This window comes from Thalassobellus citreus (genome assembly GCF_044385915.1).
Classification (GTDB): domain Bacteria; phylum Bacteroidota; class Bacteroidia; order Flavobacteriales; family Flavobacteriaceae; genus Thalassobellus; species Thalassobellus citreus.
In genome coordinates, this window is the sequence record NZ_JBISCC010000006.1 from 1 (window position 1) to 411 (window position 411).

The 411-nt window shown below is 42.3% G+C and carries 1 pseudogene; it reads right to left on the reverse strand.

The features are described 5' to 3' along the window. A pseudogene (locus ACH5TX_RS00030) lies at window positions 1-411 on the reverse strand (hypothetical protein); the annotation flags it as partial.

Consider the following 411-nt stretch of genomic DNA (forward strand, 5'->3'; position numbering starts at 1 on the left):
AGCATCAAATGGTCCTGGATAATCTCCTGGTACTTTTGGTGTACTCGGATCGTCTATTCCTGTTGTTTCTTCACAATCGGTTAATCCATCACCATCACTATCGGTCGTATTAACTCCTGTTGGTAAACAAGCATCGTTAGCATGAAATGGCCCTGGATAATCTCCTGGTACTTTTGATGTACTCGGATCGTCTATTCCTGTTGTTTCTTCACAATCGGTTAATCCATCACCGTCACTATCGGTCGTATTAACTCCTGTTGGTAAACAAGTATTGTTAGTATCAAATGGCCCTGGATAATCTCCTGGTGCTTTTGGTGTACTCGGATCGTCTATTCCTGTCGTTTCTTCACAATCGGTTAGTCCATCACCATCACTATCAGTCGTATTAACTCCTGTTGGTAAACAAGCATC